The organism is Pedobacter borealis DSM 19626 (genome assembly GCF_000708285.2).
Taxonomy (GTDB): domain Bacteria; phylum Bacteroidota; class Bacteroidia; order Sphingobacteriales; family Sphingobacteriaceae; genus Pedobacter; species Pedobacter borealis.
The window spans coordinates 55637-81531 of record NZ_JAUG01000004.1 but is presented as its reverse complement, the minus strand read 5'-3'; the positions used below and the strand labels follow the sequence as shown (position 1 = coordinate 81531).

Below are 25895 nucleotides of genomic sequence, written 5' to 3'. Positions count from 1 at the left end.
ATGAATATTCCATTAGTTTCAATTGCTTTATGCACCTATAATGGGGAGAAGTATTTAAGGCAACAGCTTGATTCGATCGTTAATCAGACTTATCCAAATCTTGAAATTGTAGTAGTGGATGATGTTTCCTCTGATAATACTATTGAAATTTTAAATGAATATGCTCTCAAACATACTAAATTCAGGATAATAAGAAATGAACTAAACTTGGGGTATGTTAAAAATTTTGAAAAGGCTATTGGACTTTGCAATGGCGAATATATATCGCTATCAGATCAGGATGATATTTGGTCGCTAGATAAAATTCAATTACTGAAAGATAATATCGGAGCTAACGCCATGATTTATCACGATTCTGAATTTATAGATCAAACTGATCGTCCGATGAATAAGCGCATGTCTGATGTATTAAATATGTATGAGGGAAATTCATCGCTTCCTTTTCTTTTTTACAATTGTGTTTCGGGCCATTCGGCGCTGTTCAAAAGATCCTTGAGTAAAAATCTATTCCCTTTTCCTGGAAAATTTTATCATGATTGGTGGATGGCATTTGTGGCTACCGAGAATGGTGGTTTAAAATACCTTGATCAAACTTTGGTATTATATCGTCAACACTCTACCTCTAACACAGATATTTTAAACATCAAGGCAAGGCCAAAGAAAACCAAGAAAGGTATAGTTAAAGAAATAAAGCCCGATTGGCTGGCTTATTGCATCATCAAAACAAAAACCGAGGCAGATTACATCAATCAATTGCTAAGTTGTTTTGATTCAGAAGGCTTTGTAATCAGCAGAATGAGACTTTTTTTTCTATTATTAAAAAATTACAAATTGATATTTTACCTGAAAAAGAAAAACGGATTGAGCAAGTTGAATTATATCCGAAAAATGTGTTTTTCCTAAAGCAGCTTTTTCAACAAGAACAAATTAATCTTTAGAAAATTTTTAAGCCCGGCATATTTCACAAAACGGCTTGTCCATAATATGGCAAAAATTTTATGGGCAGGAAAACCGTTTTTTTTTGCCTGCTCGATAAAAAATCTAAACGTTCGCTTCTCTACAAACTGGATTTGTTTTTTATCAAACATATCAATGTTACGAGGTAAAACATCACTCCATTTTTTATGCAGTTTTAATACCTCCTGCATCCAGCTTTTCTCAAAACTCCCTTCAGAGAAATGCTCCAAAATTACATCAAAAGTTACAGCAACATCATACTTTTGACCAACCGTTAAGGAGTAGTCAATATCATAGCAGTGGAAGCCTTTCAAAGTATCTTCATCAAACTTTAAGCTTAGTGCAATATCTTTTCTGGTGCAAAACCATACACCATCAATACAGGCTACTTTTTCATAACTATTGTTATCCGGATTACTGCATTCTTCAATAGGGGCTTTATCTTCATGCTTAAAACCCTGTATAATAACACCTCTTTTTGCACTTAAACCGTAACAGCTCCAGCCTGATGGACTAGTGGCTTTATATTTACTTCCAACAATACCCAAAAGCCCTAATTTTTGATTTTCTTTAAAACTATTGATTACGATTTTGCCCCAATTTTGGGTTTGGATCAATACATCTTCATGCATGTAACAAAGTATATCAAAACGGGCTTGATTAGCACCTCTATTGTATAATTCGCATAAACCAATCTTACCATTTTTATTTCCAAAAACAATAATTTCGTGCGGAACACCGATGGTTTGTGTAATATTCTCTTTTACACCAGCAAGTTGCCGATCATTTACTGAAGCAATAATTATTGATATCATCCACTCAAAAATAAAATAAAATAAGTTCCCATTGCAGAAAATCATATACCTTTGCTCGTAAATTTTAATTTCGAAGATGGGTTTAACCTCAATTATTTATAAAAAATTAGGTCAAGTAACGGTAAGCGATAAGTTTTTAAAGAAGAAATATAAAGGCTTATTACCTCATATCGAGTTAATTAAAAATGATAATATTGCTAGCTTAAATTTTATAGGCAAAAGTCAAACACGTGGACATGCCACCGCTAAAATGATTACAGATTGTTTAAAGCAGATTACAACCAATAAAGATTTACATTTCCGCTTTTTTATTAACGATAAACCTTTAGCAGGATACGATGAAAACTGTTTTTATTACTGTATAAATGATGAAAGCAAAAAGGGTTATTTGTTCCCTGATTTTGCATTTGAAAGTTGGAGTGAAGCTGGAATAACTAACTTTAGCGATACAGTTAAGCAGATTGAGGAACACGGAAAGAGCAATTGGATTGATAATAGACTTTTTTGGATTGGCAATGTTCAAACCAATAAGATTCGGTCCAAATTACTTGAGATTGGCTTAGAAAATAATTCAGTTTTTCACTTTCAAGACACTTATGTAGACAATTTTGTATTGCATAAAAAGGATGTTCCTTATTTAAGTTTACCAGACCATACAAAATATAAATACTTGTTAGATATTGAAGGAAATAGTTACTCAGCTAGACTGAAGTTTCTATTTTTTAGTCAACGGGTTTTATTTATACAAGATAGATCATGGAAAGAATATTTCCATTATAAGCTAAAACCCTACGAACATTTTATTCCGGTTAAAAATGATTTAAGCGACTTGCAGCAGCAATATGAAATGATAGAAAATGACGCTACTTTATATCAAAAAATTGTTGCCAATGCACTTACATTTGCACACGAACATTTAACCTATAATGCTGCGATTAGTTATATGGTTGAGGCAATAAACAAAAGAATTAAAAATTTGTAATGAACGATATCGAGAATAAAAAATATGATTATTTAATTGTTGGCTCCGGCCTCTTTGGCGCTACCTTTGCTCATGAAATGACTAAAGCTGGAAAAAGCTGTTTAATAATCGATAAAAGAGATCATTCTGGGGGAAATATTCATTGTAAAAAAATCGAAGACATAAATGTTCACTGGTATGGCGCTCACATTTTTCATACTAATGATAAATTTTTGTGGGATTATGTGAATCAATTTGCTGAATTTAATCGATATACAAATTCACCTATTGCAAATTATAAGGGAGAATTATATAATCTTCCTTTTAACATGAATACCTTTTATAAGCTTTGGGGTACAAAGACTCCAATCGAGGCTAAAGCTGAAATTGCAAGGCAAATATCACATTTAGATATAACTACGCCTAAAAATTTAGAAGAGCAGGCGCAAATGTTGGTTGGCACTGATATGTATGAAAAATTAATTAAGCATTATACAGAAAAACAATGGGGGAAAAAGGCGATTGAACTTCCTGCATTTATTATAAAAAGATTACCTGTTCGATTTACCTATGACAATAATTATTTCAATGACAAATATCAAGGAATACCAATTGGGGGTTATAATAAAATAATCAATGGCTTGTTAGCCAATTGCACCGTAAAATTGAGTACAGATTTTTTTGAAGACAAAAATTATTGGAAAAGTATAGCTAATAATATTGTTTTTACTGGTAAGATCGACGCATACTTCAATTATGAATATGGTGAATTAGAATACCGGAGCTTGAGATACGAGATGGAAATTCATGACATGGAAAATTATCAAGGAAATGCTGTAATGAATTTTACAGATGCAGATACACCATATACAAGAGTTTATGAGCATAAACATTTTGAATTTGGCACACAACCTAAAACGGTGATAACAAGAGAATACCCGTTAAAGGATAATAAAGATGCTGAACCATATTATCCTGTTAATGACGAAAGGAATATGGCTATGTTAAAAAGGTACCAATTGTTAGCTGAAAAGGAACCTGGTGTAATTTTTGGAGGTAGATTAGCTGAATATAGATATTATGATATGCATCAGGTGATTGCATCTGCTCTAGCAAAATCAAAAAAAGAATTAAGAAGTGAATAAAGACTTAACGATTTACTCTGTTTATCATAAAGAATTTGCTGTTCCTCATTGCGATTACATCCAGCCGATTCAAGTTGGAAAAGCTTTTTCTAAACTAGAATTGGGCTTTATATCTGATGATGTTGGCGAAAGTATAGCTGTTAAGAACAAAACTTTTAGCGAACTAACGGCATTATTTTGGATTTGGAAAAACATAGAAAAAGTTGATTCTGAATTTGTAGGTTTATGTCACTATCGACGATATTTCACATTACCCGAAGTGCGAATTAAAAAGAAGTTATTCAACACAAAAATTATCGTTGATCCTCGAGATGTTTATTATACCCCTTTTAGCGAAGAGGCTTTAAAAATAATAAGCAATGAAAGCTTAAAAGATGCGCTGCTTAATCAACTTCTTTCTGGAAAAGTTATTGTGCCTACCGCAGCTCACTTAGCCTTTGAGTTATCTGGAGAGGCATCAATAAAAATGCATTATATCTTTTACCACATTAGGGAAGATTGGTATTTGATGAAAGATGCGGTCGTAAAGCTTTATCCAGATATGGAAAAGGCATTTGATGAATTCTTCGACACAGAAAAACAAATGCATTGCTATAACATGTTTATAGCCAGGAAAGAGGTTCTAATTGATTATTGTAATTGGTTGTTTCCAATATTATTTAAATTAGAGAAAACGGTAAAATTAAGTGAATATGAATACCAAAGACGAATTTTTGGTTTCTTTTCTGAAAGATTATTTAACCTTTATCTTTTTTATAATAATCTCCAAAAGGCTGAATTTCCAGTTGTATTTTTCTCTTAACTAACCCCCAACAGTCCATTTAATTTTGGTTTTAAGTAGTAATCTTGTAATTCCAAAAGCAATCGAATAAACAACCAAAAATCTCAATATCGAGTACAAGATGTTTTGTTCTACAGAAAAGTAATTGAAATTCCACTTATCCCATTTAAAGATCTCTGGAAGTAGTATAATAATTAAAATTTGATGGATAAGGTAAATTCCAAATGTAGATTGTCTAGGCTTTAATATATTATCAATAAATTTTATTCCACCTATTTTTAAAAGTAAAATAAACATAGTTAATGAATAAAAAATATTGGTAACCCGAAGGGTATTATACTCATCTTTAGAACCATGATGATTTAAGTACATTACTTCTAAACATGCCAATACAAAAAAAACAATATTAATTAAAATAACATAAGACCATTTTAACTGCTTTACATAAGCCATTACTTTGTCGAAATAGCGATTTAGATAAACACCGAGCCATAAATAAAATACAAATCCAAACAGGGCGGCCGAATGATGAGTCACAAACCACTCATGATATAAATTAAAGCTATATAGAAGTGATATAATCGCCCAAATTAATCCAAACCAAAGCTTATAAAGATATCTTTTAAAGATAAGTAGGATGCTTATACAAATTAAGAAATTAAGTATGAACCAAAAACTGCTTTCAAACAAGATATACCTAAATTCTTCGGCAAAATAACCAATCGGATTTCCGTTGAATATAGAGTCACCAGATTTAATATTTAATACTATTTTATGGATTAGATTGAGGACAACCAATATGATGATCCAGAATAGCCATGGTTTGATAGTATTTTTAAATCTCCGTGACAAATATTGGCCTGGTGTATATTCTGTAAACTTATAATTAATTAAAAAACCACCAATAAGGAAAAAGGCAATTGTAGCAAACTTCCAAAACTGCATAGTAGTAACTTGTAGCCAAACTTCAGTTGTATTGCTATATTTAGCCCCCCAAAGTATTGCAGAATGCTCAAAAACAATTCCTATCATTGAAATACATCGAATTGTATCAACGAAGTTAAAGCTCTTTTTCTCCTGTGTTTGTGAGGTTTTTAATTCAAAATCCATTAAATAGTATAGGTAGATAAGTGTCAAATATCTGTTAAAAAAAAGAGTTCCGAGTTAATTCGGAACTCTTTTAACATCTATGTATGTAAAATATTACACTTTAACCGGACTCTCTTTTTACGGCCTTGATCGAACCTATGGCTAGCAAAGACTCTAAATCCCCTTGCTTAATATGATTTTCACAAATATTTTTTTCTGCAAAGAAAAAATATTAATTTCGATAATCCTTTATTATCATTGTTTGCATACAATAATTAGACAATAAAAATACATATCGGTTAGCGTTTCTCTTCATGTTGGATATAGGAAATACCTTAAGAAGGTATAGAGATAAATTTAATTTTACGCTGCAGTACGTCGCTGATGTAATTGGAATAAGTAGGGTTACTTATAGAAAGTGGGAGAATAATGGAGTAGATTTTGCGATGTCGCAATTGATCAAAATCTCTGAGCTATATGATATATCTATCCAAGAGATTATCATCCAATCAAATTCCAAAAAAAACAAAATAATTTCTCTCCAATAAAAAAGGGCATCAAATGTTACTGATGCCCTTTTTACTAGGTTATAAAACAGATAAAGTTAGTGCAATAAATTGCCTGAGTGTGGGCTTAAACCATTCTGAGTATCAGAACTAGCCAGAACCCAGGTTTTCTCTTGACCATTTTCAGTATATTTCCAATAAAAAACAAAGTTACCATCATCCTGCAATGCATAAACCGCATTATCACCTGTTAAGTTAAATCCTAAATGGGTATATCGCTGCGAGCTCCAAATAGAACTTGTGTTTATATTATTCCCTAAGTACAGTACCAGATTTGCATCTGTCTGAAAAAAGAGAGCCTGTGGTTTGGGTTGAGAATTTTGTGTACGTGTAGACCATATCCCCTGCTCGGTAGTAGCGCTTGTCTTTTTATAGATTACAACATTACCATCTGTTTGTAACGTTATTCTATACTGTTGGTTTGGCGAATAAATAGAACTTCCAACTGTTAAAATTGGCGTTGTATCATTCGGATAAATCAAAGTTTTAGCAACTGTTGGCATTAATCCATTTTCTTTAGCAAATTGCCTCATATCAGCTGGCATTCCACCATAATTTATAGATGGATAAGGATAATAGAAATTATTAAACCAAGCGATGTCACTAGCAGATAAATCTGTTCTTTGGCCTGTAAAAGTACTACCATCCTTTTTGGTCATTACTGGGACAAAAGGGTTGGCTGCGAAATCATATGAAGAGTACATCATTACTGAACCAAAATCAAATCCACCAATCGTTGTATAATTCTGTGTAACTTTTTCAAAGTTATACTGCTTACCGTTAATAATATTGTTAAAATTAATATTTAAATAATCTTCACGATCTGGTCTGTTTTGCTCATGGTTTAGACCTAATGCATGACCTATCTCGTGTAATGCTGCTCCCAATCTATTTTCGGTTAATGTTAAACTAATTTGTTGCTTACCTCCACTTAATCCAACACTTGTTGAATAATCTCCATCACCATTTATAAATTCAACATAGGGATAATCAAACCCATATACCGGATCAACTGTCGGTTCTCCAGTTGCATCATAAAATCTAACGTTTGTATTTGTCTCGTAATAATTAATTGCATTCAATATCAATTGTTTTGTGAAATTAGATATATCTGATGCAAAGGTATACCTTAGCATAGACCAAGTAGTAACGCCTCCATATCCCGGATTTATTCCAACATTCATAATTTTCTCCGTATTAGCAGCCATAATTTTACCATTACCGCCAGATACCATTTTTCCTTTAAGCAGCTTCTCCTGATAAAGCGTCCCTTTTTCATTTAGTATTTCGAACTGTTCTTTATTTAGAACAATATCTCCTTGCCAAACATAATGCTCACCTTTTTTTTCAATCACTATTCCAGATTTTAACGTTACCAATTCCCCTTTTATATTAGGAAAAGCAGTTTCAGGCATAGTACTTACAGCCTTTTCATCACTCAAATTTAAATTACCTTGCTCCCCTTTTTTACATGAGAACATAATAGTCGCCAATATGAAGGCACTAAGTAGTAAACATTTTTTTTTCATAGTTTTTTCCGTAAAAATGATTAATTAAAACACTAATTTTGATAACTCATTATTATCATTATTTACTTATTGCAAATACAATGAGTAGACAGTAAAATTACATGGTCATTAACGCTTCTCAACATGTTAGATATAGGGAATACCTTAAGAAGGTAGGGATAAATATAATTATACTCAGCAGTATGTTGCTGATGTAATCGGAATAAGCAGAGTTGCTTATCGAAAATGGAAAAATAATGAGGTAGATTTTGCGGTGTCACAATTGGTCAAAATCGCTGAATTATATGAAGTACCTATCCACGAGATTATCATTCAATCAGTTTTTAAAAAGAACAAAATAATTTCTCTTCAACAAAAAGGGCATCAATATTTTTGATGCCCTCTATTATTCTATTTCCAGGTTAATGTTTAAAGAAAAAACTATAACCGAATAGCTTCTATTGAATCATCTTTTGTAAGTATCTTACAAACACATTTCAAATCGAAATCAGGATAGGCTTCCAGAAATTTTTTATACTTGGTTGGCTTAAACTGAACATCATTATACTTCACTTCGTAAGCAACTCCCTTTTTTAGGTGTTTTTCTACAATAAAATCTACTTCATTACCATCGGCAGTGCGCCAAAAGTGCAGATTATCTGTATCAAATAACTGCCTTAACCTACAATAGACATAATTTTCTAACAATTCTCCTTTGTCTGCTCTATCATTCAGCTTAGAAAAATTATTTAACAATGCATTACGGAGGCCATTATCGTTAAAATAGATCTTTGGCATTTTGGTTAATTCTTTGCGTACATTGCCATAAAAAGGAGAAAGCAATTGTACAATGAAAGTTTTTTGCATTAAATAAATGTAGTTTTCTACCGTAGAACTGGCCACTTGCAAGGTATTTCCCAGCTCATGATTATTCACCAAATTGCCTATTTGATCGGCCAATAACCTTGCCAGCTGAAAAAACTTTAATTCTTCTTTAATGCCCGCTTCTAAAGCATCCTTTTTCATATAACTGTTTACAAGTTCTTTAAGCATTTCCTGCTTTTCCTGTTCAGTATCTGCTAAAACAACTGCAGGATACCCCCCATAAACCAGATATTCATCAAATAAAGTATTGATGCGATTCCGTTGAAGCCCCTGATATGTAACCCTTTTCTTCATCTGCTCCCACTCTGCAATTAAATCATCTTCGCCCTTAAAATGCAAAAACTCATCAAAGGCCAAGGGGAAAAATTCAAACACCTTTTTTCTCCCTACCAAACTATCTTTGAAGCTTTTATCAATGTAAAAAGCACTACTGCCAGTTGCAATAATTTTTAGTTTTGGTGAATACTTATCATACAAAAGCTTTAAAAAATTACTGGGATCTTTTGCATATTGAACTTCATCAATAATAATATATAATCTTTTATCTGCAGGAACATCAGCTGGTAATAATGTATAATTAAAGATATTTTCAGCATGATGATTTACAGCTTCTAAAATAGCAGGATCTTCAAAAGTCAGGAAATAAACCAATTCATTAGCTTGATTTAACTGTTCAGCCAATTGTTTAACCAGTGTGGTTTTACCGATCTGCCTTGGACCTATCACAATAGTATGCTGAGGCTTATCCAAATGGTCTTTTAAAGATTTTAGCGCTCCTGATCTTTCCATAATCATCAATATCAAAAGACAAATATATGATATTTTCAAGATCGAAACTAAAAATTATCCGATATTTTTAAGATTGAAATTCAAAATTATCCGATATTTTTAAGATTGAAATATTTTTAGCATAAAAAAAAGTGGCCTTTTGGGCCACTCTAATTTTATAATATACTGTAGAATTACAGTTTTCTAGCTACTTCTACTTGTTCGTAAGCTTCTACGATATCGCCAACTTCGATGTTGTTAAAGTTCTGAATGTTTAAACCACATTCGTAACCTTTATTCACTTCTTTCACATCATCTTTAAAGCGTTTTAACGATGCCAGTTCACCTGTGTACACTACAACACCATCTCTAACGATACGGATCTTGCTGTTACGGGTAATCTTACCATCCAATACCATACAACCTGCAATGGTACCCACTTTAGTAATTTTGAAAGTCTCACGAATCTCAACGTTAGCCACAATTTTCTCTTCAAATTCCGGATCCAACATCCCTTCCATCGCTGATTTAATCTCGTTGATTGCATCGTAGATGATAGAATATAAACGGATATCGATCTGCTCAGCTTCTGCAAGTTTACGTGCACCTGTTGATGGACGAACCTGGAAACCAATAATAATCGCATCAGAAGCCGAAGCTAACAATACATCAGACTCTGAAATCTGACCAACACCTTTACTGATGATATTGATCTGAATTTGCTCAGTTGATAGTTTCAACAATGAATCGGCCAATGCCTCGATTGAACCATCCACATCACCTTTAACAATGATGTTAAGCTCTTTAAAGTTACCGATAGCCAAACGACGACCGATCTCATCCAATGTAATGTGTTTCTGTGTACGTAATCCCTGCTCACGTTGTAACTGCATACGTTTGTTTGCAATATCACGTGCTTCGGTTTCACTTTCTAAAGCATTAAATCGATCGCCTGCCGTAGGTGCACCTTGCATACCCAAAACCTGTACCGGTTGTGATGGGCCTGCTGATTCTACCTTAGCACCACGCTCGTTGGTTAATGCTTTTACACGTCCACTATAACTACCCGCTAAGATTGGATCTCCCACTCTTAACGTACCGGCCTGAACCAATACCGTAGTTACAATACCACGTCCTTTATCTAATGCCGACTCAATTACAGTACCTGTAGCTCTCTTATTCGGATTCGCTTTCAGCTCTAATAATTCAGCTTCTAATAATACTTTATCTAAAAGTAAATCAACATTTAAGCCGCTTTTGCTTGAGATTTCCTGCGACTGGTATTTACCGCCCCAATCTTCAACCAGGATATTCATTACTGATAATTGCTCGCGTACTTTATCTGCATTTGCACCTGGCTTATCTACTTTAGTGAAAGCAAATACCAATGGTACGCCTGCAGCCTGTGCGTGGTTAATAGCCTCTTTTGTTTGAGGCATCACCGCATCATCAGCCGCGATAACAATAATGGCAATATCGGCAGCCTTAGCACCACGTGCACGCATCGCCGTAAAAGCTTCGTGACCTGGAGTATCTAAGAAGGTAACTTTTTTACCGGTTGGTGTAGTTACCATGTAAGCACCAATGTGCTGGGTAATACCACCTGCCTCACCAGCTACTACGTTTGCTTTACGGATATAATCAAGCAATGAGGTTTTACCGTGATCGACGTGACCCATAATCGTAACAACCGGAGCTCTCTCGATTAAATCTGCCTCGTTATCTTCTTCCTCAATTACATTTTCTTCATCTTCATCTGGTTTAACGAATTGAATTTCGTAACCAAACTCGTCAGCAACGATGGTTAAGGTTTCAGCATCTAAACGCTGGTTAATGGAAACGAACATACCCAGGCTCATACAAGTACCAATAATTTTGGTAACCGGTACATCCATCATGCTCGCTAATTCATTAGCCGTAACAAATTCTGTTACTTTTAATATTTTCGATTGCGATTCAAGCTCATTTGCTGCCTCTTCTGCATTCGATGCTACATCATCACGTTTTTGACGACGTAATTTAGCACGTTGTGCAAATTTACCTGATTTACCAGCACCACTTAAACGGGCAAGTGTTGCTTTGATCTGATCTTGAATTTCTTTCTCAGTAGGTTCTTCCTTAGGTCCGCTTGGTGTAGCATTTCTATTTTGGAAACCTGGTCTGTTATTGTTGTTATTTCTATTTCCTTGGTATGGAGTTCCGCCTTGTCCCGCTGGTCTGTTACCTTGGTATGGAGTTCCACCACCTGGTCTGTTACCTTGATAAGGTGTACGAGGTTGCCCTGGTGTACCACTCTGACCTTGGCCCTGACCTGCAGGATTATTTTGTCCTTGTTGGCCTTGACCGCCGTGTTGACCTGGCTGGCCCGGTGCTCCTGGAGTTTTTTTGCGTTTACGCTTACGTTTAGCGGCTTCACTATCGCTAGATGATGCTACTGGACCGTTTCTTCTATCTGGTGTTGTTGGTAAAACAATTTTACCAATAATATTCGGACCGGTTAATTTAACGGTACGTGCTTTAATTACCTCAGGCTCGTTGCTTACCGGTTTTGCTTCAGCTGGTTTTTCTTCCGCTTTAGGTTGTTCAACTGGTTTTACAGGCTCAGGTGCTTTAACCACTGGTGGCGCTACAACTGGCGCTGGAGCAGCAGGTGTTTCTTCCTTTTTAACCTCAACCGGTTTCTCTTCCACTTTAGGTTGTTCAACTGGTTTTACAGGCTCAGGTGCTTTAACCACTGGCTGTTCTACTACAGGTGCAACAGGTGTTTCTTCTTTCTTAGCCGGACGTGTTTTCGAGTTAAAATCGTTTAAATCGATCTTCCCTACAATTTTAACTCCTGGCAATCCAGTTTCTTCAACTTTATCTTCTGCCTTAGTTTCTTTTACCGGCTCTACTGCTGCCGCAGGGGCTGGTGTTGGCGCTGGTGTTTCTGCCTTAGGGGTTTCTACAACCTTTGGTTTCTCTACCGGAGGCGTAAATGATTGAGCATTTTTAATTAAAATCTCTTCATTTTTCTCAAAATCGGTATTCTTCTTCGGCGCTTCTACTGGCTTTTCAGTCTCAGGCTCGTCACGACGTATTTTACCAATCACTATTTGTTTGGCTTCTTCTCTTACGATCTTATCTCCCTGATACTCTTTCAATAAGGCATTATACATGTCTCCCGTAAGTTTAAACATAGGGCTTTTCTCGGCAGAGAATCCCTTTTTGTTTAAAAACTCAACGGCCGTACCCATGCCTATATTAAGTTCTTTAATAGCTTTAATTAAAATGATTGGTTTGTCGTCTGACATTTAGCTCCTGTTATTGTTTTTTATTTAATACAAAAGTAGTGTTTATTTGGCAATTACACCACTTATTCAAATTCTGACTTCAAAATTTGAACCACTTCTTTAATGGTTTCCTCTTCAAGGTCGGTGCGTTTTACCAAATCTTCTACTGTAAGTGCTAATACACTCTTAGCAGTATCGCAACCAATAGCCTTTAATTCATCAATGATCCAGCTATCAATCTCATCTGAGAATTCTTCTAAATCAACATCCTCATCGTTTTCTTCTCCAGCTTCGCGATACACATCAATTTCGTAGCCAGTTAACTTACCAGCCAGTTTAATATTGTGTCCGCCACGTCCAATTGCCAATGAAACCTGATCTGGTTTTAAGTAAACCGATGCATGTTTGGTTTCATCATCCAATTTAATAGAGGTGATTTTTGCCGGGCTTAAAGCACGGGTAATGTATAATGAAATATTATTGGTGAAATTAATCACATCAATGTTTTCGTTTTTCAATTCGCGAACGATACCGTGGATACGTGATCCTTTCATACCCACGCAAGCACCTACTGGATCGATACGGTCATCGTATGATTCAACAGCAACTTTAGCACGTTCTCCTGGTTCGCGAACAATTTTCTTAACGGTAATTAAACCATCGAAAATTTCTGGAACTTCCTGTTCGAAAAGGCGTTGCAAAAATTCTGGTGCTGTTCTCGAAATGATAATTTTCGGGTTAGCGTTGATCATTTCTACTTTAGAGATCACTGCTCTTACAGAATCGCCTTTTTTGAAATAATCTGCTGGAATCTGCTCTGTTTTAGGCATTAAAAGTTCGTTACCTTCATCATCTAAAACCAAAGTTTCTTTCTTCCAAACCTGGTAAACTTCACCTGTTACGATTTCGCCTACCCTATCTTTATATTTTTTGAAGATTTCGTCTTTCTCTAATTCCAATACTTTAGAAACCAAAGTTTGACGGGCAGCTAAAATTGCTCTACGGCCAAAACTTTCTAAAGTAATCTGCTCGATATAATCATCGCCAACTTCTAAAGTACTGTCTAATTTAGAAACTTCAGCAAGCTCGATCTCTAAATCATCATCCTCAGAAAATCCATCTTCCATTACTTTTCTCGTTCTCCAGATCTCCAAATCACCGTTATCCGGATTCACGATAACATCACAGTTTTCGTCTGTTCCGTATTTTTTACGCAACATGCTACGAAAAACTTCTTCCAGCACACTGATCACCGTCGGGCGATCTATATTTTTGAAATCTTTAAACTCTTGAAAAGAGTCGATCAAATTAATTGTTGTAGTACTCATTTTTACTTAAATGAAATTAACACACTTGTTTCTAATATATCATTAAACGGAATAGCTGTTTGAATTGCTACCGCCTTTTTCCCTTTTTCTTTAACCGATTCTTCAATCAGCAGATTATTTTCTGTAACCGAAAGCAGTTTCCCTTCTTTTTTTAATCCTTCTTTCAACTTAATGCTTACTGTACGGCCAATATTTTTATTGTATTGACGGATTAATTTTAAAGGCTCACCAACACCCGGCGAAGAAACTTCTAAATTATAAGCCTGTTCTATTGCGTTTTCTTCTTCGAGATGAAAACCAACATGCCTGCTTATGGCCACACAATCCTGTATGCTAATACCTTCGTCGCCATCAACATGGATAATTAATTTATTGTTTGGCAACATTTTTACTTCAACCAGAAAGAGTTCTGGCCGATCTGCTATTTTTTCCTCAACGAGGGCTGCAACTCTCTTTTCTACCTGCATATTTTAACCTGATTTCATAGAAAAAGGGGACACTGTCCCCTTCTCTTTTCTTCGATTACGATGCAAATGTAGTAATTTTTTAGAAAAAATCAAACACCTGCGCTAATTATTATGCTGATTATTACCGTTTAAGTGTTTGTTGCTGTGCTTTTAAATTCTGTTTACCCTTCCCCATAATCAGATCGCCCACGGTTGCAAATTTTATTCCGATGTAACTCTCAACCAGATATTTTTTACCCTTAAGAAAAGGCCTATCGGGATTAAATACGAGCGAATCGCCTAGTATCTTAACCTTGCCGGGCACTTCCAGCTCATTCTGGATACTGTCCAGATCGCCCGGTTTTAGCAAAACAGAAACCAAATTAAGTGTATCTGCGTTAGCCTGATAGGCATTTTTAACCTGCAACAGACTCGTCTCATCAATATTTTTAATTATTATTGATGAACTATCCCCAGAAAACTTAATTATTGGCCTGTTGTTTGTATTCGAACATGAAAGTGCAAATATAGCAACAGCAATTATGGCCTGGTATTTAAAAAAGCATTTGAACATTTACAAAAATAAACAATTATGAGATTTATTATCGAAATCCTTTTGATGGGATTAGCCTTTTTTATCGGCGCAAGAATAGTACCTGGCGTACATGTTGATGGTTATGCAACATCCATTATTGCCGCAGTACTGGTTGCACTTGCAAACTCGACCATTGGGTTCATTTTAAGATTATTAACATTCCCTGTTAATTTTTTAACACTCGGACTGGTATCATTTATCATTACCGTTTTAATGATTTTATTGGTTGATAACATGATGACCTCTTTCAACACTTCAGGCTTTATTTCTGCGGCATTTTTAGCTATCGTGGTAGCCTTGATTAAAGCAGTGTTTAGCGCTGTAGTAGGAGAGAAAGAATAGTCCGAAGTCGTGAGTCTGTAGTCATGAGTCGGATTGGACTAAGGACTACAGACTTTTGACTAAACGACTAACGAATAACTTCTCTCGAAATCACCATTTTCTGAATCTCAGATGTACCTTCGTAAATCTGGGTGATTTTAGCATCGCGCATTAACCGTTCTACATGGTATTCTTTTACGAAACCGTAACCACCGTGCACTTGTACCGCTTCGATGGTTACATCCATCGCCACTTTTGAAGCAAAAAGCTTGGCCATAGAACCGGCCTGTGTGTAAGGTAAACCCTGATCCTTTAACCAGGCAGCTTTATAAACCAATAACCTGGCGGCTTCAATCTGTGTAGCCATATCGGCCAGTTTAAAAGCAATGGCCTGATGTTCAGCAATTGGTTTGCCGAATGATTTACGCTCTTTAGCATACTGCGTGGCCAACTCGAAAGCCCCCTGTGCAATACCTAAAGCCTGGGCCGCAATACCGATCCTCCCGCCTTCTAAAGTTTTCATGGCAAACTTAAAACCAAAGCCATCTTCACCAATCCTATTTTCTTTTGACACCTTCACATCGTTAAACATTAAAGAATGTGTATCAGATCCGCGGATGCCAAGTTTATTTTCTTTTGGTCCAACGGTAAAACCTTCCATCCCCTTCTCTACAATAAAAGCATTGATACCTTTATGCCTTAACTCTGGGTGGGTTTGTGCAATAACCAGATAGGTTGATGCAGTACCGCCATTGGTGATCCAGTTTTTTGTACCATTCAGTAGATAATAATCGCCTTTATCTTCAGCGGTCGTACGTTGCGAGGTAGCATCAGATCCGGCTTCGGGTTCTGATAAACAAAATGCGCCTATTTTTTCTCCAGCTGCAAGCGGCTTTAAATATTTTTCTTTTTGGGCTTCACTGCCATAGGCCTCTAATCCATAGCAAACCAAAGAGTTGTTTACCGAAACAACAACAGATGCAGAGGCATCGATTTTAGATAGCTCTTCCATTACCAAAACGTAAGAAATGGCATCGAGTCCGCTTCCATTATATTTTTCGCTCACCATCATCCCCAAAAAACCAAGTTCACCAAGTTTTTTTACCTGCTCGGCCGGAAATTTCTGATGTTCGTCTCGTTCGATTACACCCGGCTTTAATTCTTGCTGCGCGAAATCGCGGGCAGCCTGCCGAATCATTAATTGCTCTTCACTTAATTCAAAATGCATAACATTTATGTATAAAAGGTTAGTGAATCAAATGTAGCATTAATGATCGAAATTACTATGGCTGCATAGTAATTTATTTTTAAATTCGTTGTTTGTTATATTGGTGTATTTAGTACCGGCCTATTATTGCTTTAAACAGATGTTTCGGTTATTTTTTTGGAAAGCAAGAGCAGTAATTCTTGGGCTCCGATAGCCCTGCCCTTTGCTTTATCCGATGAAAAACCGGGATAACGCTGTCGGTCAGGTTTATTTAACCAAAGGTAGCTTGTACTATTAAGCCATATTTATTTGCTTGTATGATCTGCGTTAACGATGGAAGCGGCATCCTTTTTGGCTGTCATCCGGAGCGTAGTAGAAGGGCAGCCAAAAAGATACAGCGAACAGCGTGTTAAAACGCCCACAAAAAGATTATTTAGTCACCCTTTTAGTCAAGATGAGCCCAAGGCTTAAACTTCCTAAAACAAGAATCAATAAAACCTGCGAAGAATGAATGATGGTTGAGTAAGCCAAACCATCTTTAAAAGATATGCCATACAGCACCAAAGACTGCGCAACCATCCAGTGGAAAATACCAATACCGCCCTGAACAGGGGCTGCCATAGCAAAACCAGAAAATACAATTGCGGTAAATGCAGCGTTAAAATGTAATCCTGAAGTAGCTTGAATAGAAGAAAAGGCGAAATACATAGAAAGTGAGTAGAAAAGCCATATCCCTAGTGTATAGGTTAAAAATAATCCTTTTTGTTTTAACTTGCTATATGAGCCAAATCCCTGGCGCAGACTTACAAAAATGCGTAAGAATTTTTTACTGAATTTTTGGCGGAGAAAATATATTGCAGCAGCACTGAGCAGCAAAATAATAATACCCAAACCAACCAACCACAAATAGTTAATCGTACTTAATTTTTTAACAAGATTAACGTATATGGTTTGATAAAGAAAACCGGCTACCATATCATACTGAAAAATCAACATTGCCAAACTGGTGAGAAAAAGCATCAGCACATCAAATAGCCGTTCGGTAATTACGGTACCTATAGAAGCAAACATGGGCACCTTTTCGGCTTTGTGAATAACCGAACAACGGCCAATCTCTCCAAAGCGCGGTAAAGCAAGATTAGCCAGATAGCCGATTATTACGGCATGGTAAACATTCCAGAAACTCACTTTGTAATGAATAGATTTGTACAGCATTTGCCAGCGCAAAGCACGTAATACATGTGCAATCCATACGGCAAATGCAGAAGTAATTACCCAAAAATAGTTGGCGCTTTTAATTTCCTGCCAGATCTTTCCTAAATCCTGACCTCTAAAAGCTAAATATAAAACCCCTATCCCGATTAAAAACAGGATGATATATTTTAGCGCTGTTTTGAGGTCGAATATCACAAGGTTATTTTAGCAAGTGGTTGTTATCGTCAGGAAAAACCAATATTGGATTGTATTTTTTGGCTTCTTCTATTGGTAATGAGCCGTAAGACATAATGATGAGAATGTCGCCAAGCTGAGCCAAACGGGCTGTTGCTCCATTTAAACAGATGGTTCCGGTACCGCGTTCGCCTTTAATTACATAAGTTTCGAAACGTGCACCATTATTATTATTTACAATCTGCACCTTTTCATTAGCGATAATGTTAGCTGCATCCATCAAATCTTCATCTATCGTAATACTGCCTACATAGTTCAATTCGGCTTGTGTTACCCTAACACGGTGTATTTTCGATTTTAATATTGTGATAACCATTCGGCAAAGTTAGTAATCAGTTTGGAGTTTTCAGTCATCAGTTTGGAGTTTGTAGAAAGTCGAAAGCTAAAAAACAACCACCAAACAACAAAGAAACATTTTTCAATCAGGCTTAAATACTATTGGTCTTTTGCATATGGGTTATAATCTTAATCAAGATTATATAATTTACCTATAACTACCAATCGAAAAATTCAACTTTATTAAAATTTTATTCCTTCCATAAAATAAAAATTTATTTGAACTAAAAAATCAGTTTATAAACGTAGCTTTGCTATGCACTACGAACTTAAACCATTAAAACACTATGAAAAAACTTAAAATTATCACTTTATCAATAATTTTTGCCCTAATTAATATAACTGCTGCAAATGCATCTATTACTAGCAACATCGAAATTACAACTAAATATAAATTTTCTAATCCTCCATTAATTGAAGGTTATCTCTACAGAGATAGTAGTAATGGAAAAATTTATTGGCATGTCGGCGGAGTACTATACCATATAGAAGATTATGGCTCATATCAATATTTATTTTCTAACCCAGAAAATTATCAATTTGAAGTTAGTAACTTTCCACAATTTATAACATTACCACCTCCATATGCTAATTCATACCCTATTGGAGTCATTAGAGGAGGTGTAGACCTCGTGAATGCTGCAGGAAGTGTTTATTTAAGATTCTATGGACAAAACGGCATACATTATAAAATACCTAACCCCATGACCATGGATAATTATCACATTAGATGGGATTCTATAATAAATGTGAATTATGTACCTGAGATTAATATCAAACCATTTCCTTTATCATCAAGTTATGATCGTTTTCCTAACTAAATAAATCAATAATTATCGTAGTGCGCCTTAAACAATTTTAATTTCTCAAGAAACTCAAGTGATGACGATAAATTTACTTAATAATCATATTATCGATCAGCCTGGTTGAACCTACTTTTGCGGCAACCAGCGCAATCAGGTTATTTTCATGTTTTGATTTGGCTGGTTCCAATGTATCGCCATTGGCTATGGTAAAATAATCCAGTTCAATACCATCAATATTATGGTAAAATGCTTTGGCCTTATCTTCTAATTCCGACAGCGAATATTCGTTAAAATGATCGATAACGAACTGCAGCGATTTACTCAGCACGAGCGAATGTTTGCGATCATTGGCTGACAAATGGATGTTTCGGCTGCTCATGGCTAAACCATCGGCTTCGCGGATAATCGGACAGGTAATAATGGTGATGGGCAGCTTAAAATAAGCCAGCATATTCTTGATCATTAATACCTGTTGAAAATCTTTTTGTCCGAACATGGCTACACCTGGCTCAACGGCATCAAACAATTTTTTTACAATCTGCGTTACACCTTGATAGTGGCCCTTTCTAAATTCACCTTCCAACAGAAATTCTGCATTACCCAAATCAATGTGCCAAGCCTCGTCGGCCCCGGTAGGATACATTTCATCTACATTAGGCATAAATACACCGTTACAACCAGCATCGGCCAGCATGGCTAAATCGTGTTCGATTGGGCGTGGGTATTTCTCTAAATCTTTGGGATCTGTAAACTGCGTTGGATTTACAAATATGCTACAGATAATGATATCTGCATTTTGTTGGGCCAGTTTTATCAACGATATATGACCATTGTGCAAGGCACCCATGGTAGGCACAAGTGCTATTTTTTTACCTGATGCTTTTAAGGGTTTTAAAAAAGCCTTAAGTGCTGCTTTGGTTTTAAATATTTCCAATTTGGACAAACTAAATTAAAGCCGTAAAGGTGTAAATTAATCTAAACGAAACCAAACAAATGCTTGCTATATTGATAAATAGTATTATTATGCTTACCTTTGCAGCTCATTATCTTTTATTTAACTTAATATTTTCTTAGAATATGGAGATGGCAAAAACGAAGCTGCTGATTGTTACACACGAGATGTCGCCTTTCCTCGAGCTTACTAAAATTTCTGAAATCACGCGACAATTACCACAAGCAATGCAAGAAAAAGGATTCGAAATCCGCATCTTAATGCCTAAATTTGGTAACATCAACGAAAGAAGAAATCGTTTACACGAAGTAATCCGCTTATCAGGAATGAACATCATTATCGATGACAACGATAATCCTTTAATCATTAAAGTAGCCTCCATCCCAGCTGCACGCATGCAAGTTTATTTCTTAGACAATGAAGAATATTTCCAACGCAAACAAGTATTTAGAGATGCAAGCGGGAAATTCTTCGACGACAATGATGAACGCACCATTTTCTTTTGCAAAGGCGCATTGGAAACCGTTAAAAAATTAGGCTGGGCGCCAGATATCGTTCACTGTCATGGCTGGATGAGTGCATTAGTTCCTGCCTATATCAAAACAACTTATAAAAATGATCCTACTTTTAAAAATTCTAAAGTAGTATATTCTGTTTATGAGGATGGCTTTACAGAGAAATTAAATGCAAATTTTGCGAATAAAGCAATAATGGCAAATATGACTGAGGATGACACTAAAGCATTCTTACCATCTGATTGCGACAGCATGCACATTGGTGCGATAACACATTCTGACGCAGTAGTTTTAGCAGATGAAAACCTGAATGCAGCTATGTTAAAATTTGTTAAAGATTCCAATAAGCCAACATTAGCTTTTAACTTAACCGAGAATTTCGAAAACTTCTATACTTTTTATGAAGAAATTTCGAATGACGAACTGGTTTCACTTGCTTAATTAAGGTATTATTATTTTAAATATGAAATTTACAAAACAAGACTTATTAACCCTGTTGATAGGTCTTTTTCTTTTTGCATCGTGCAAAAACCCTGATGGTGTTGGTTTAGATGTAGATCCGAACGCTGCAATTACCGGAACACTGGTGGTATCTCCTGTTAAATCTCAACTTGTTAAAGAAGACGCTGCCAACACCGCCGGATTAAACCGTTATCCATTGGGATACATGACAGACCCTACCTTTGGAAAAACGGAGGCAGCTTTAGCAATGACGGTTTACCCAATTGTTAATACAGATTTCGGTACCACTCCAGTATTAGATTCTGCAGTTTTGGTATTAAAATTAGATACAACATCTACACTAACCAAATTTTATGGCGATACCACCAATTCTAAATACAGTATTGATGTTTATCAGTTAGCCAACAAGGTTACGAATTATAAAAGTTCTGATGTACAAGCGATTAACAACACACTTTTAGGCAATTTTACAGGTAAACTGGCGCCGAATACTAAAAGAAAAATATCTATTATTGTTCCAGGCAAAGCTGATACTCTAAAAACTGTACCTGCACAGATCAGGATTCCTTTAAACAAGGCATTTATACAAAACGCCATATTAAACTTAGGCACCGCAGGAACATCCACAAATGCAAAATTTATAGACGCATTTAAAGGCTTATATGCTCAGGTAAATAAAACATCTTCAACAGGGGTTGGAGGTATTGCCTTTTTCAATTTCACAGGCACCGATTCATATTTACAACTGGTTTGGAAAAAAACCAATTCATCAAGCGGAATAGACACCACTAGTGTTAACTTTCCAATTGGAGCGTTGGTTCAAAATAGCAGTAGTGGCAGTTCAATTTCCGGAATAGCCGCAAACATTAAGCACGATTATACCGGCACGGAAGTGCAAAAACAAATTGATGTTGCAGTTCCAACAGATCCGGCTCAACAATATAATGTTACTTACTTACAAGGCTTAGCCGGTGTAAAAACCAAGTTAACCTTCCCAGCATTAACAAGCTTTAAGGATACTTACGGGAAAGCAATTATCAATAAGGCAGAATTAGTTGTAGAGATAGGTGAAAATGCACCAGCATATCCTTTTAATGCCGCTCAACGACTTTCTTTATATCGTTGGGATATTGCACATCAACCAACCGATATACCGGACTATACAACATTCTCTGGTAGCGCCTCTGGCGGTGCAGCACTTTTTGGCGGTTATTTCGATTCGTTAAAGAAACGCTACATCTTTATCATAACCAGTTATGTTCAAAGCTTGATTGATAAAAACGTTGAAGATTATGGCACATTCCTAGCTCCTACATCCTATACTAACTTTCAGAGAGTACCTACAGCTACATCTGCAGAAAGGTCGATTATAGGCGCCAGCAATGCAACTGCTAATAAGATAAAGTTAAATATTTACTACACTAAAATTAATTAACCATTTAGTCTAGCATAAGAAACTCCTGCTGGCAAAACTAGCAGGAGTTTTTTGTATCATTATTTTAAGGCTACGAAATAAAATTACATAAAAAAAGCTACCTCTCATCAGGTAGCTTTTTTTATGCGTTTAACCCTTAATTAAAACGGAAGATCTCCATTTTCATCTGATGGACCAATTGTAAATTCATCTTCAATTTTAGCTTCAGAACTTTGATGCGTTGGTGTAGTTGGACTTTGCTCGAAATCGCTTTTTCTGCCTAACATGGTAAAGTTTTCGGCCACAATTTCTGTTACATATTTTTTAACCTTTTCTTTGTCTTCAAAGGATCTTGTTCTTAATTTGCCTTCTATGTAAACCAGTTTACCTTTCTGAAGGTATTTGGAAGCTACCTCTGCTAAGCCACGCCATAACACAATATTGTGCCATTCCGTTTGTTCTACTCTTTTACCGTCTTTGTTGTATGTTTCCGAGGTAGCTAATGGAAAACTGGCTACTGTTACGCCACCGTCTAAATGTCGCACTTCAGGGTCTTTGCCTAAATGGCCTACTAAAATAACTTTGTTAATCCCAGACATAAATATTTTTGGTTAGTTGTTTCGTTTTCTAAGTGCGCACCGAATAAGATGGTTAGTTACTCCATTTTGTTCTTATAAAAATATTCCAGAACAAAATCATGGATTACTTTTGGCTGCGGTAACTCATCTAAGTTACTTAAAGAAACCCAATTAAGTTCCTTTTGTTTATTAAAGTTAAATATATAATTTTTTAATGCAAAAAATTGTACATGGATTATTTGGTGAGTTAATATGTGCTTTTTGGCTCTTATAAATGTAAAATCGGCGTTGTTTCCGAATACAGATTTTACCCGATCGATGAATAATGAATCGCTCCACTCGCATTCTTTTGTAGTTTCCACGCTAGGGAAATCATATAAATGCTGCCATATATCCCCTGCTTGTCTTTCCCTGATCAATACTTTTTCATCTTCAAAACAAACAAAATAATTAATATGCCGGTGTTTTTGTTCGGCTTTTCGGATTTTAACTGGCAGCTCATTTACCTGGCCATGCTTAAAAGCATAACACTCCTGACCAAGTGGGCAAACACTGCAATTGGGCGATTTTGGCTTGCACTGCATGGCTCCAAACTCCATAACAGCCTGGTTATATAGCGCAGGGTCTTCTTTATAGAGCAAATCATTTGCTAACGCATAAAACTCTTTTTTGCCGGCCGGGCTATTTATTGGTGTAGCTAAACCATAGAACCTGGAGAGTACCCGAAATACATTTCCGTCTACCACAGCCCGTGCTTCTCCAGATGAAAATGAGGAAATGGCAGCAGCTGTATATTCGCCAATCCCTTTTAATTTTATGAGCTCATCATGCAGATTTGGGAAGATTCCATGATAATCTTTCACCACAATTTGAGCGGTTGCATGCATATTCCTGCCCCTCGAGTAATAACCCAGTCCTTGCCAAAGCTTCAAAACTTTGGCTTCGGTAGCACTGGCAAAATCGGCAACTGTAGGGAAATTCTCTAAAAACCTATTAAAGTACGGAAGCCCTTGTTCTACTCGTGTTTGTTGTAATATAACCTCTGATAACCAGATGGTATAAGCATCATTGGTATGCCTCCAGGGCAAATCTCTCTTGTTTATCAGGTACCAATTGATGAGTTCATTTTGAAATATCATTACTGCAAATTACGGTCTATTTATCCGATTTAAAAAAAACTTGCAATTGCCTGATAAGTCTAGTGATAAAAAAATCATCTTTTATTTCCCTATCTCATTAAAAAGCAATACTTTTGCAACCCCAAAACAGTAGTAATATTAAAACATAATATATAATAAATAATAAAATATGACTAAGGCAGATATTATTTCAGAAATATCAACAAAAACCGGAATTGAGAAGGTTGATGTACAGGAAACAGTTGAGGCATTTTTCAAGGTTATCAAAACCAGCATGATTGGCGGTGAAAATGTATACGTTAGAGGCTTCGGAAGCTTTGTTGTTAAAAAGAGAGCGCAAAAAACTGCGAGAAATATCTCAAAAAACACTGCAATAATTATCCCAGAACACTTCGTTCCTAGCTTTAAACCAGCAAAAGTATTTGTTGATAAAGTGAAAAGCAATTCAAAAAAAATTAACGTAGAAGCCTAAGTCTTATATATGAATAGCAACATCAGATCAAAACAAACCATAGTTATTGGAGCGATTGTATTGCTTGTTGCGTTCTTATTTACAAGAGACATTAAGGGTTTGGTTAAACCAACGGAAGAAAATGGAAAAATGCCTTCAAGTGGCCCAATGGCCGGAGCAGCAGCATCTCCATCAACTACATCGGTACTAAACCTCGAAACTTCGTCTACTGCTGCAAAGAATGTAATCAACAAGAATTTGGCTACAGACATTACAGCTTTAGAAAACAGCTACAAAGGCGCAAATGGTGCAGAGAAGATTGAACTTGCTAAGCAACTGGCTCAGAAATGGGACGATGTTGAACAAATTACGCCATCTGCATTGTATTTAGAAGTTGTAGCCGAAGGCGAACCATCATCAAAATCATGGTTAGCGGCCGGTAATCAATTTATAAAAGCTTTTGAAAGCACACAAGATAGCATAGCGCAACCTGCTTTATTGCAGAAAGCCAATGCATCTTACAAAAATGCATTAGAGAAAGACTCTACAAACATTGAAGCTAAAACAGGCTTAGGTGTAACGATAGTAAACGGCTTAGGCGCACCAATGCAAGGTATTGCAATGTTGTTAGAAGTTGTTGCTAAAGAACCTAAAAATGTAAAGGCGAATATGAATTTAGGATTGTTCTCCATAAAATCAGGTCAGTTTGACAAAGCAATTCCTCGTTTTAACACGGTAATTGCCACTGCTCCAACCCCTGAAGCCTATTTTTATTTAGGAACAGCTTTAGAAAATTTAGGCAGAAATAAAGAAGCAGTAAATGCTTACCTATCAAGCAAAAAATTAGCGGCTAACCCAACCTTATCTTCATTCATTGATAAGAAGGTGGCTGAACTAAAGAATAAAAATTAATTAACAGATTAATAAAAACATTTAAAACTTAAAACTATGCCAAGCGGTAAAAAAAGAAAGAGACATAAAATGGCTACCCACAAACGTAAAAAACGTTTAAGAAAAAACAGACATAAGAAAAAATAGTTTCTTATTTTGATTAAAGCCAATTAAACCTCATAGTAAACACTATGAGGTTTAAACAATTTATATGATTTTTTTATTGTATAATTTTTGGCTACATCACTGTTTTATTTA

At 35.7% G+C, this 25895-nt stretch carries 25 protein-coding genes and 1 pseudogene; 12 read left to right on the top strand and 14 right to left on the bottom strand.

Annotation, left to right across the window (positions count from 1 at the left end; all coding sequences use genetic code 11):
* A complete protein-coding gene (locus AW17_RS02445) occupies positions 1-903 on the top strand; it encodes a glycosyltransferase family 2 protein (protein ID WP_029274509.1) in 903 nt (300 codons plus the stop codon).
* On the opposite strand, the gene AW17_RS02440 is transcribed toward AW17_RS02445, so the two are convergent.
* Complete coding sequence (locus AW17_RS02440) at positions 900-1772, bottom strand: glycosyltransferase (RefSeq protein ID WP_167343636.1); 873 nt, start codon at positions 1770-1772, stop codon at positions 900-902. The genes AW17_RS02445 and AW17_RS02440 overlap by 4 nt on opposite strands.
* 76 nt (positions 1773-1848) lie before the next feature.
* Here AW17_RS02440 and AW17_RS02435 point away from each other — a divergent pair, with 76 nt between their 5' ends.
* The 3 genes from AW17_RS02435 to AW17_RS02425 are packed head-to-tail and all read left to right on the top strand — an operon-like array spanning position 1849 to position 4680.
* Positions 1849-2754, top strand: coding sequence for a glycosyl transferase family 90 (locus tag AW17_RS02435; RefSeq protein ID WP_029274507.1), 906 nt, complete (start codon positions 1849-1851; stop codon positions 2752-2754).
* Positions 2754-3878 carry a UDP-galactopyranose mutase gene (gene glf / locus AW17_RS02430; protein ID WP_029274506.1) on the top strand — a complete coding sequence of 375 codons (1125 nt, stop codon included), beginning with the start codon at positions 2754-2756 and terminating at the stop codon, positions 3876-3878. Before AW17_RS02435 ends, glf begins: the two co-directional genes overlap by 1 nt.
* Entirely contained in the window at positions 3871-4680 is an 810-nt protein-coding gene (locus AW17_RS02425; RefSeq protein WP_029274504.1) for a DUF4422 domain-containing protein, read from the top strand. Before glf ends, AW17_RS02425 begins: the two co-directional genes overlap by 8 nt.
* Here the strand turns inward: AW17_RS02425 and AW17_RS02420 are convergent, their stop codons facing one another.
* A complete protein-coding gene (locus tag AW17_RS02420) occupies positions 4681-5769 on the bottom strand; it encodes an acyltransferase family protein (protein ID WP_029274503.1) in 1089 nt (362 codons plus the stop codon).
* A gap of 293 nt (positions 5770-6062) precedes the next feature.
* Here AW17_RS02420 and AW17_RS25320 point away from each other — a divergent pair, with 293 nt between their 5' ends.
* The gene (locus tag AW17_RS25320) at positions 6063-6296 is read left to right on the top strand and encodes a helix-turn-helix transcriptional regulator (protein WP_029274502.1); all 234 of its coding nucleotides are present in this window, start codon (positions 6063-6065) and stop codon (positions 6294-6296) included.
* Between the two features lie 56 nt (positions 6297-6352).
* On the opposite strand, the gene AW17_RS02410 is transcribed toward AW17_RS25320, so the two are convergent.
* Positions 6353-7843: a M12 family metallopeptidase gene (locus tag AW17_RS02410; protein ID WP_083488607.1), complete on the bottom strand. Its 1491-nt coding sequence runs from the start codon at positions 7841-7843 to the stop codon at positions 6353-6355.
* Positions 7844-8009: 166 nt separating this feature from the next.
* On the opposite strand from AW17_RS02410, the pseudogene AW17_RS25315 reads away from it, so the two are divergent.
* A pseudogene (locus AW17_RS25315) lies at positions 8010-8219 on the top strand (helix-turn-helix transcriptional regulator); the annotation flags it as partial.
* Positions 8220-8263: 44 nt separating this feature from the next.
* Here AW17_RS25315 and AW17_RS02405 read toward each other — a convergent pair.
* The 5 genes from AW17_RS02405 to AW17_RS02385 form a co-directional block, all read right to left on the bottom strand.
* A complete protein-coding gene (locus AW17_RS02405; RefSeq protein ID WP_051691587.1) occupies positions 8264-9496 on the bottom strand; it encodes an ATP-binding protein in 1233 nt (410 codons plus the stop codon).
* Positions 9497-9669: 173 nt separating this feature from the next.
* The gene (gene infB, locus AW17_RS02400) at positions 9670-12768 is read right to left on the bottom strand and encodes a translation initiation factor IF-2 (protein WP_029274498.1); all 3099 of its coding nucleotides are present in this window, start codon (positions 12766-12768) and stop codon (positions 9670-9672) included.
* A gap of 62 nt (positions 12769-12830) precedes the next feature.
* Positions 12831-14075, bottom strand: coding sequence for a transcription termination factor NusA (nusA, locus tag AW17_RS02395; RefSeq protein ID WP_029274497.1), 1245 nt, complete (start codon positions 14073-14075; stop codon positions 12831-12833).
* Positions 14076-14077: 2 nt separating this feature from the next.
* Positions 14078-14542 (bottom strand): ribosome assembly cofactor RimP, encoded by a 465-nt coding sequence (gene rimP / locus AW17_RS02390; protein WP_029274496.1) that lies wholly within the window; start codon positions 14540-14542, stop codon positions 14078-14080.
* A 121-nt stretch (positions 14543-14663) separates the two neighbouring features.
* A complete protein-coding gene (locus tag AW17_RS02385; RefSeq protein ID WP_029274495.1) occupies positions 14664-15095 on the bottom strand; it encodes a hypothetical protein in 432 nt (143 codons plus the stop codon).
* A gap of 18 nt (positions 15096-15113) precedes the next feature.
* Between AW17_RS02385 and AW17_RS02380 the strand changes: the two genes are divergently transcribed.
* Positions 15114-15458, top strand: a complete 345-nt coding sequence (locus AW17_RS02380; protein WP_029274494.1) for a phage holin family protein — start codon at positions 15114-15116, stop codon at positions 15456-15458.
* A gap of 67 nt (positions 15459-15525) precedes the next feature.
* Here AW17_RS02380 and AW17_RS02375 read toward each other — a convergent pair whose 3' ends face one another.
* The 3 genes from AW17_RS02375 to panD all read right to left on the bottom strand — a co-directional run bounded on the left by AW17_RS02375 (position 15526) and on the right by panD (position 18409).
* The gene (locus AW17_RS02375) at positions 15526-16665 is read right to left on the bottom strand and encodes an acyl-CoA dehydrogenase (protein WP_029274493.1); all 1140 of its coding nucleotides are present in this window, start codon (positions 16663-16665) and stop codon (positions 15526-15528) included.
* A gap of 408 nt (positions 16666-17073) precedes the next feature.
* Positions 17074-18054, bottom strand: a complete 981-nt coding sequence (locus AW17_RS02370; protein ID WP_029274492.1) for a lysylphosphatidylglycerol synthase transmembrane domain-containing protein — start codon at positions 18052-18054, stop codon at positions 17074-17076.
* A gap of 4 nt (positions 18055-18058) precedes the next feature.
* The gene (panD, locus tag AW17_RS02365; protein WP_029274491.1) at positions 18059-18409 is read right to left on the bottom strand and encodes an aspartate 1-decarboxylase; all 351 of its coding nucleotides are present in this window, start codon (positions 18407-18409) and stop codon (positions 18059-18061) included.
* Positions 18410-18716: 307 nt separating this feature from the next.
* Between panD and AW17_RS02360 the strand changes: the two genes are divergently transcribed.
* A complete protein-coding gene (locus AW17_RS02360) occupies positions 18717-19250 on the top strand; it encodes a hypothetical protein (RefSeq protein ID WP_029274490.1) in 534 nt (177 codons plus the stop codon).
* A gap of 73 nt (positions 19251-19323) precedes the next feature.
* Here the strand turns inward: AW17_RS02360 and panC are convergent, their stop codons facing one another.
* A complete protein-coding gene (gene panC, locus AW17_RS02355; RefSeq protein ID WP_029274489.1) occupies positions 19324-20169 on the bottom strand; it encodes a pantoate--beta-alanine ligase in 846 nt (281 codons plus the stop codon).
* 149 nt (positions 20170-20318) lie between these two features.
* Between panC and AW17_RS02350 the strand changes: the two genes are divergently transcribed.
* Both AW17_RS02350 and AW17_RS02345 read left to right on the top strand, forming a co-directional pair.
* A complete protein-coding gene (locus tag AW17_RS02350) occupies positions 20319-21143 on the top strand; it encodes a glycogen/starch synthase (RefSeq protein WP_029274488.1) in 825 nt (274 codons plus the stop codon).
* Positions 21144-21165: 22 nt separating this feature from the next.
* The gene (locus tag AW17_RS02345; protein WP_029274487.1) at positions 21166-22599 is read left to right on the top strand and encodes a DUF4270 domain-containing protein; all 1434 of its coding nucleotides are present in this window, start codon (positions 21166-21168) and stop codon (positions 22597-22599) included.
* 140 nt (positions 22600-22739) lie between these two features.
* Here AW17_RS02345 and AW17_RS02340 read toward each other — a convergent pair whose 3' ends face one another.
* Together AW17_RS02340 and mutY are read right to left on the bottom strand one after the other, a co-directional pair.
* On the bottom strand, positions 22740-23177 hold the full coding sequence (locus AW17_RS02340; RefSeq protein ID WP_029274486.1) for a single-stranded DNA-binding protein: 438 nt from the start codon (positions 23175-23177) through the stop codon (positions 22740-22742).
* A 56-nt stretch (positions 23178-23233) separates the two neighbouring features.
* Entirely contained in the window at positions 23234-24295 is a 1062-nt protein-coding gene (gene mutY, locus AW17_RS02335; protein ID WP_029274485.1) for an A/G-specific adenine glycosylase, read from the bottom strand.
* Positions 24296-24464: 169 nt separating this feature from the next.
* Between mutY and AW17_RS02330 the strand changes: the two genes are divergently transcribed.
* Together AW17_RS02330 and AW17_RS02325 are read left to right on the top strand one after the other, a co-directional pair.
* Positions 24465-24767, top strand: a complete 303-nt coding sequence (locus tag AW17_RS02330) for an HU family DNA-binding protein (RefSeq protein ID WP_025143406.1) — start codon at positions 24465-24467, stop codon at positions 24765-24767.
* 9 nt (positions 24768-24776) lie between these two features.
* A complete protein-coding gene (locus AW17_RS02325) occupies positions 24777-25658 on the top strand; it encodes a tetratricopeptide repeat protein (protein ID WP_029274484.1) in 882 nt (293 codons plus the stop codon).
* The last annotated feature ends 237 nt before the right edge of the window (positions 25659-25895 follow it).

Coding starts and splice junctions, on each gene's coding strand:
- AW17_RS02445 (WP_029274509.1), top strand. CDS start 1: ATGAATATTCCATTAGTTTCAATTGCTTTATGCACCTATAATGGGGAG.
- AW17_RS02440 (WP_167343636.1), bottom strand. CDS start 1,772: ATGATATCAATAATTATTGCTTCAGTAAATGATCGGCAACTTGCTGGT.
- AW17_RS02435 (WP_029274507.1), top strand. CDS start 1,849: ATGGGTTTAACCTCAATTATTTATAAAAAATTAGGTCAAGTAACGGTA.
- glf (WP_029274506.1), top strand. CDS start 2,754: ATGAACGATATCGAGAATAAAAAATATGATTATTTAATTGTTGGCTCC.
- AW17_RS02420 (WP_029274503.1), bottom strand. CDS start 5,769: ATGGATTTTGAATTAAAAACCTCACAAACACAGGAGAAAAAGAGCTTT.
- AW17_RS25320 (WP_029274502.1), top strand. CDS start 6,063: ATGTTGGATATAGGAAATACCTTAAGAAGGTATAGAGATAAATTTAAT.
- AW17_RS02410 (WP_083488607.1), bottom strand. CDS start 7,843: ATGAAAAAAAAATGTTTACTACTTAGTGCCTTCATATTGGCGACTATT.
- AW17_RS02405 (WP_051691587.1), bottom strand. CDS start 9,496: ATGGAAAGATCAGGAGCGCTAAAATCTTTAAAAGACCATTTGGATAAG.
- infB (WP_029274498.1), bottom strand. CDS start 12,768: ATGTCAGACGACAAACCAATCATTTTAATTAAAGCTATTAAAGAACTT.
- nusA (WP_029274497.1), bottom strand. CDS start 14,075: ATGAGTACTACAACAATTAATTTGATCGACTCTTTTCAAGAGTTTAAA.
- rimP (WP_029274496.1), bottom strand. CDS start 14,542: ATGCAGGTAGAAAAGAGAGTTGCAGCCCTCGTTGAGGAAAAAATAGCA.
- AW17_RS02385 (WP_029274495.1), bottom strand. CDS start 15,095: ATGTTCAAATGCTTTTTTAAATACCAGGCCATAATTGCTGTTGCTATA.
- AW17_RS02380 (WP_029274494.1), top strand. CDS start 15,114: ATGAGATTTATTATCGAAATCCTTTTGATGGGATTAGCCTTTTTTATC.
- AW17_RS02375 (WP_029274493.1), bottom strand. CDS start 16,665: ATGCATTTTGAATTAAGTGAAGAGCAATTAATGATTCGGCAGGCTGCC.
- panD (WP_029274491.1), bottom strand. CDS start 18,409: ATGGTTATCACAATATTAAAATCGAAAATACACCGTGTTAGGGTAACA.
- AW17_RS02360 (WP_029274490.1), top strand. CDS start 18,717: ATGAAAAAACTTAAAATTATCACTTTATCAATAATTTTTGCCCTAATT.
- AW17_RS02350 (WP_029274488.1), top strand. CDS start 20,319: ATGGCAAAAACGAAGCTGCTGATTGTTACACACGAGATGTCGCCTTTC.
- AW17_RS02345 (WP_029274487.1), top strand. CDS start 21,166: ATGAAATTTACAAAACAAGACTTATTAACCCTGTTGATAGGTCTTTTT.
- AW17_RS02340 (WP_029274486.1), bottom strand. CDS start 23,177: ATGTCTGGGATTAACAAAGTTATTTTAGTAGGCCATTTAGGCAAAGAC.
- mutY (WP_029274485.1), bottom strand. CDS start 24,295: ATGATATTTCAAAATGAACTCATCAATTGGTACCTGATAAACAAGAGA.
- AW17_RS02330 (WP_025143406.1), top strand. CDS start 24,465: ATGACTAAGGCAGATATTATTTCAGAAATATCAACAAAAACCGGAATT.
- AW17_RS02325 (WP_029274484.1), top strand. CDS start 24,777: ATGAATAGCAACATCAGATCAAAACAAACCATAGTTATTGGAGCGATT.